The following is a 6,000-nucleotide window of genomic DNA, read 5'->3' as shown; positions in this document are numbered from 1 at the left end:
ATTGAACCGCCGTATACCGAACGGTACGTACGGTGGTGTGAGAGGTCGGAGCCTAACGGCTCCTCCTACTCGATTGAGAGAGGATGGCGTTTAGGATCAAAATACATACGTTTAGGACAAATTTGGTTTTTCGGATTATTTTTATGGTACGGTAAGTGTAAAAAATGAGGGAGTTTCGTATCATGAAGAAATTTATTGCGGCGGGCTTGATACTCGTAGCATTTATTTTTGTTGGGGTTGCATGTTATAGTTATACAAAAAAGGAAGGTCAAGGGAATCAGATGGTGCAAGATTTTCATCGTGCGCTTTATGATGATCAGTGGGGGAAGCAATTTCCAATAGAACGATTGTATAGGGGAGAGTAGCATGTTTTTTCACTTAGTAAAAAGAAAGGCGCTTATATTCGATAGATATATGCGGGTATATTTAGAGAGTGGTAGATTATACTTTTTTCAAGTAGGAGGCGATTTTTATAATAGGAAGGCGTTTGAGGAAAGTATGGCTGGCAATATTATAGCGATATGGTTGTTTCAGTTACCGTACTACTTGGCTACGAAAAAGCAGAAGAAGAGGGAGCTAGAATGTGATCAACTTGTCCATAAGAAAGCATTTTTATCATTTTTACATAAATCTTCCAATTTTAAGATAGAGATAAGAGAAATCTCAAAAGTAGAGCTGAAAGCTAAAAATATTTTTGGTCAAGCATTCACTAATTACAGCAAATTTGTTCTTATAGAAGTGAATGCCGGCAAAGTTTATCGCTTAGATATTCCTTTTGGAGAAGACGTTGACAAACTCATTTGTCGTATCGAAAGTGCAGGTATAAAAATAGAAAATAAGATATTGGAGTAGGGATATGATTATTGCAAAATTAGTATTTTATCTTGTCTGCGCCATGACATTCGCGGGGCTTGCAGATTATGTTTTTCATCGGGAGCGTTGGCGGAAGTGGCCTCGATATATTGCAGCAGCTATTTTATTTATTATTGGTTTGGAGTTATTCCAAGCATCAGGTAGGATTATTTTTAATGAACTTGGTGTTCCGGTGCCATCTTGGTTGGAATGGTTAATAGATGAGAGCGCTTGAGTGACGCAAAGCTAGTCACTCAAGCGCTTTTTTCATATTTTATCAAATGAATGATGATATAAATCTTCGGCCCAGTCGCACCAAGCAAGCTCTTGCGTGCAGAGATCATCACGGCGCTTCACAATCAAATATCTACCAAATGAATTGCGCCAGTCTTCTTTTCGTCTCGGATCATTTTTCAAGACTTCCAGTTCCTCGAGCTTCGGTTTGTTAATCGCTGCTCTTTTTTTATAATGTCTACGGCGATCATTGAAAAGTTGCGCCACGGTGCTTTTGTCCATCAACGCAATCACGTAAATTTTGGCGAGGAATTCATCACGGCTAATTGGCTTGGCGGTTTCTTCCAGCACCCATTCGCTGACGGCTTGGACGCCTTTTTCGGTCAGAGAGTAGATTTTCTTTGTCGTTTCTGGGTCTGCCTCAAATTGGACGTAACCTTCTGACTCCATTTTGCCAAGAACGGTATAGATTTGACTATGATGTGCCTGCCAAAATAGCTCCATATATTGCTTTAACTCATATCCCGTGCAGGATTTTCGCGCGAGCATGCATAGTAGGACATAACTCAATGTATTCAATTTGAACCCCTCCAACGCAATGTTTATTCGTTCAGTATAACATATTTTACTCTATCATTTTAAATATAAAAATAAACATGTCAATATTGACATATAAGTTATGCTGGTAGTATACTTTAAATTAGATTAATAAACAAACAGGAGTGGTTCGTTGTGGTAGAAGGAAAAGTGGCGTTACAAAAAGAAGAAGGTGTTTTGAAAAGCTTGCTGCATCAGCCTAAATCGGCATTAGCAGTAGCTTTTTCATGCGTGGTAGCTTTTATGGGAATCGGACTTGTCGACCCTATCTTGAAATCTATCTCGGAACAATTGCATGCGACGCCAGCACAAACATCGTTATTATTTACGAGTTATATGTTGGTGACCGGTGTTGTGATGCTGTTTACGGGATTTATATCAAGCCGAATTGGAGCAAAATTGACATTGCTTATCGGACTTGTCGTTATTATTATTTTCGCAGGACTTGGCGGGTTGTCACAATCTGTTGGGCAATTAGTTGGCTTGCGCGCTGGTTGGGGGCTCGGGAATGCACTATTTATCTCGACTGCGCTGGCAACAATTATTGCGGTTAGCTCGGGTGCAACGGAAAAAGCGATTATTATGTATGAAGCAGCGATGGGGCTTGGTATGTCTGTTGGCCCACTTGTTGGAGGGCTTCTTGGGAGTGTTTCATGGCGCGCACCGTTCTTTGGGGTAGCAACATTGATGGCGATAGGGTTTGTGGCGATAATCATGTTGCTGGATCCGATACCGAAGCCAAAAGTGAAATCAAAATTTTGGAGTTCTCTCACAGCTTTACGTCATCAAGGTTTGCTCGTAACGGGCTTAACAGCGCTATTTTATAATTTTGGATTTTTTACATTGCTTGCTTATTCGCCGTTCCTAATGGTCGGTTATAGCGCTATTCAAGTTGGTTTGGTGTTCTTTGGTTGGGGACTGATGCTTGCGATTTCCTCGGTTTTTGTGGCACCTCGATTAGAAGAAGTATGGGGAACAAAGTCTGTCATGATAGGGGCATTGGCACTTTTTGCAATTGTATTAGTTGTAATGGGCGTTGGTGCGAACTATAGTATGGTGATTTCAGCGTGTATCGTGATTGCTGGCTTTTTTCAAGGAATTAATAACACATTGATTACGTCAGCTGTGATGGTTGTTTCGCCGGTCGAGCGTTCCACGGCTTCCTCGGCTTACAGCTTCATCCGATTCACAGGTGGTGCAATTGCGCCATGGCTCGCCGGAAGTTTAGCAGTTTGGTTCAATCCGCACGTGACTTTTTATGTAGCAGGATTTGCGGTGTTCGTTGGAATTATTGTTTTGTTAGTTGGACGAAAAGCCTTGAGCGCACTTGATTAATGGGGGGATTAGGATGAAATTAGCGGTATTAATTGCAGATGATCAACTTTCTAAAAAAATAATCGAAAAAACAGTAGCGTTGTGCCAAGAATTTGCAGAGACACCGGAGATCACGCTTATCCATGTCGTAAATGACAAGGCAATTGCCGAAGATGTGGAGGTTGGCCTGGACTTAGAGGTGAATTTAATGGAGGACGCGCAGAAAATGATTGCTGAAAAAGGTGAACTCCTTAGTGAGGCGGGATTTATTTATAAAACGGCGATTTTGAACGGTTTTCCTGCAAAAGAAATCACAAAATATGCTGACGAAATGGGGATAGATATGCTGATTATGGGGCATCACGATTTGTCACTCGTTCAAAAAATGACAATAGGTAGTGTCGCAAAAAAAGTCGTGCAACATGCGACCTGCCCAGTTTTATTAATCAAATAAAGGCTAGTAGGAAAATCATGATTCTGTGTCGTGATTTTCCTACTAGCTTTTTTATTTGTATTCTTCTAAAAAAAGTAGCGCTCGCTTGTAAGCTGGTAAGCCGTCATCGATGTTGGAGTCGAAATCATGTTCCAAATTTTGCACGGTAAAAAGCTCATTTTGGAATGTAGTCTGTGCAATCTTTTCAGCTTCTGTATAAGGAACATCTTTATCGGTTGTGCTATGCGCGATAAATACGGGAGGCAAAAAGCTGAAATCGCGCATATCTTCAAGGGAAAATGCATCGATATCAGCGTCTTGATGTGAACCCAAAACTTCATCTAGCCATTGTCCCGTTTGGCGACAATATATGTACAAGGCGTAACGCTTTTCGATGAACCCTTCGGTGAGTTCGGATTTACTAGTTAGCGCATCTTTTAACTCAGCAGGAATCGTTGGCAGTTTTGCATAATGAGGACTCGGATTTTGGTACCAAGCACCACTAATTGATGCGTAGCCATAAAATGATAGCACGGCATCAGCGTTTGGGAGGGTGGCATCAGCAGCAGCTTGGAGTGCGAGATAAGCGCCAGCGGAACGCCCAAATAAGATGAACGCATTCCCAACTCCAAATTCTGCGCGAGCATTCGCCTCGAACCAAGAAATCGCGTCTTGCACATCTTCGTATAAAGCGGGCAGCTTCGTCTCTGGTGCTAAGCGATAATCCACCGCAAAAAAATGATAGCCAGATTCGAGAAAAAGATTGCGATAAACCTCAGGCAAATCGTTACGAAGTCCCCAAATGAGGCCGCCACCATGAAAATAAATAATCGTTTTTGTGGCATCCGGACGTGGGCTCTTGTAGAAGTCACCTTTTAGTGCCAAGCCATTTTTCTTAGCAAAAATTATTGTTTGCAATTAGGTCATCTCCTTGGTTTTGATGCAAAAAGCGTAACATAGGTTTGCAAAAACTACAACGGAAGCAAATGAAGTCTCTATTTTATGCAGTTGTGCTATAATGGCTTTGAGAATAACTCTTATAGGCGTCAGATAATGTGTCGTTGTCATCGCTGTTGCAATAATAGCTTGCTGCAAGGCGAGAACTTTATTTTTACATAATACATAGGTGATAAAACTTCTTATTTAGCGATAGGGAGTTTTTTGTTCGTATAATCACTATTAACAATTTCGCTACCTTAATTAGTCGAAATGAACAAAATACGTACGGGGTTTTTATCCCTTTTAAACGATGCAATCAATACTTGAAACGCTTACACTTTAAAGAGTAGAGAACAATAAGGCAAATCAGAAGAAGGGTGGATTTTGAACGATGGACAAGATTTTTCAAGATGTGGCGGATAATGTAGCTTGGCTTTCAGGTATTGGCGCAGATCCGACTGGTGGAACGACGCGTTTGCTTTACTCAAATTATTGGGTGGAGGCGCAACAAGGCGTGAAGAAAAAAATGGATGATGCAGGTTTTACGACGTATTTTGATGAAATTGGTAATCTTTTTGGTCGTGTGGAAGGCTCTACATACAAGGATGAGACAATTATGTCAGGCTCTCATATTGATACGGTTGTCAACGGTGGGAAATTGGACGGTCAGTTTGGAGTTTTGGCTGCCTATCTTGCAATTAAATATTTGAAAGAAAAACACGGTCAGCCACTTCGGAACCTGGAAGTTATTTCAATGGCAGAAGAAGAGGGAAGCCGTTTTCCGTATGTTTTCTGGGGAAGCAAGAACTTCTTTGGACTTGCAAATAAAGAGGAAATGGCGGACGTTGCAGATTTTGAAGGTGTAAAATTTGTAGATGCAATGCGTGGTGCTGGATTTGATTTCCGCGATGAAACGAAACCGTTACGCGATGATATTAAGGCGTTCGTTGAGATTCATATTGAGCAAGGAAAAGTGCTAGAAAATGAAGGCAAGGCGGTTGGCGTGGTGAACAGTATTGCTGGGCAACGTCGCTATACAATTGTACTAAACGGTGAGTCAAATCATGCGGGAACAACGCCGATGGGCTACCGCAAAGATACAGTGTATGCGTTTAGTAAAATCGTGTCGCAATCAATTGATAAAGCGAAAAAACTAGGCGATCCACTTGTACTAACTTTCGGAAAAGTAGAACCGAAGCCAAACACGGTGAATGTCGTTCCAGGTGAGACGCTGTTTACGATGGATTGTCGTCATACGGATGAAGCTGAATTGCATAGCTTCACGCAAGAAATTGAGCAAGATATGAAATCAATTTGCGCAGAAATGGGCATCGATATTTCGATTGATTTGTGGATGGACGAAGCACCGGTACCAATGGATCCGCACATTGTGTCTGTTTTAGAGGGCGTTTGTGAAAAAGAAGGGCTGAACTATCGTGTGATGCACAGTGGTGCAGGTCATGATTCTCAAATTTTTGCACCGCGTGTACCGACAGCAATGTTCTTTGTACCGAGCATTGGTGGAATTAGTCATAATCCGGCAGAAGACACGAAAACAGAGGACTTGGTTGAAGGCGTTAAGGCACTTACAGAAGCATTATATGAATTAGCATATAAATAAACAGGGAGTG

Annotated in this window: 8 protein-coding genes; 6 read left to right on the top strand and 2 right to left on the bottom strand. The window is 41.5% G+C overall.

Features of this window, described 5'->3' with window-relative positions; all coding sequences use genetic code 11:
- The first annotated feature begins 182 nt into the window (after nt 1-182).
- From R8925_RS13915 to R8925_RS13905, 3 genes are read left to right on the top strand one after another with little or no spacing between them, the layout of a single operon-like run.
- Nucleotides 183-365 carry a hypothetical protein gene (locus R8925_RS13915; protein WP_430536393.1) on the top strand — a complete coding sequence of 61 codons (183 nt, stop codon included), beginning with the start codon at nt 183-185 and terminating at the stop codon, nt 363-365.
- A 1-nt stretch (nt 366) separates the two neighbouring features.
- Nucleotides 367-852: a hypothetical protein gene (locus R8925_RS13910; RefSeq protein ID WP_430536392.1), complete on the top strand. Its 486-nt coding sequence runs from the start codon at nt 367-369 to the stop codon at nt 850-852.
- A 4-nt stretch (nt 853-856) separates the two neighbouring features.
- Nucleotides 857-1,087, top strand: a complete 231-nt coding sequence (locus tag R8925_RS13905) for a hypothetical protein (RefSeq protein ID WP_430536391.1) — start codon at nt 857-859, stop codon at nt 1,085-1,087.
- A gap of 32 nt (nt 1,088-1,119) precedes the next feature.
- Here R8925_RS13905 and R8925_RS13900 read toward each other — a convergent pair whose 3' ends face one another.
- Nucleotides 1,120-1,665 (bottom strand): PadR family transcriptional regulator, encoded by a 546-nt coding sequence (locus R8925_RS13900; RefSeq protein ID WP_430536390.1) that lies wholly within the window; start codon nt 1,663-1,665, stop codon nt 1,120-1,122.
- A gap of 153 nt (nt 1,666-1,818) precedes the next feature.
- On the opposite strand from R8925_RS13900, the gene R8925_RS13895 reads away from it, so the two are divergent.
- Together R8925_RS13895 and R8925_RS13890 are read left to right on the top strand one after the other, a co-directional pair.
- Entirely contained in the window at nt 1,819-3,018 is a 1,200-nt protein-coding gene (locus R8925_RS13895; protein WP_430536389.1) for an MFS transporter, read from the top strand.
- Nucleotides 3,019-3,031: 13 nt separating this feature from the next.
- Nucleotides 3,032-3,451 (top strand): universal stress protein, encoded by a 420-nt coding sequence (locus R8925_RS13890; RefSeq protein WP_430536388.1) that lies wholly within the window; start codon nt 3,032-3,034, stop codon nt 3,449-3,451.
- Nucleotides 3,452-3,502: 51 nt separating this feature from the next.
- Here the strand turns inward: R8925_RS13890 and R8925_RS13885 are convergent, their stop codons facing one another.
- Entirely contained in the window at nt 3,503-4,348 is an 846-nt protein-coding gene (locus R8925_RS13885; RefSeq protein WP_430536387.1) for an alpha/beta fold hydrolase, read from the bottom strand.
- Nucleotides 4,349-4,760: 412 nt separating this feature from the next.
- Between R8925_RS13885 and allC the strand changes: the two genes are divergently transcribed.
- Nucleotides 4,761-5,990 carry an allantoate deiminase gene (gene allC, locus R8925_RS13880; RefSeq protein WP_430536386.1) on the top strand — a complete coding sequence of 410 codons (1,230 nt, stop codon included), beginning with the start codon at nt 4,761-4,763 and terminating at the stop codon, nt 5,988-5,990.
- Nucleotides 5,991-6,000 lie beyond the last annotated feature (10 nt).

The sequence above is a fragment of the Listeria rocourtiae subsp. hofi genome (assembly GCF_963575615.1).
GTDB classification, from domain to species: Bacteria; Bacillota; Bacilli; order Lactobacillales; family Listeriaceae; genus Listeria_A; species Listeria_A hofi.
This window is presented reverse-complemented; position numbering and strand designations above follow the sequence as displayed.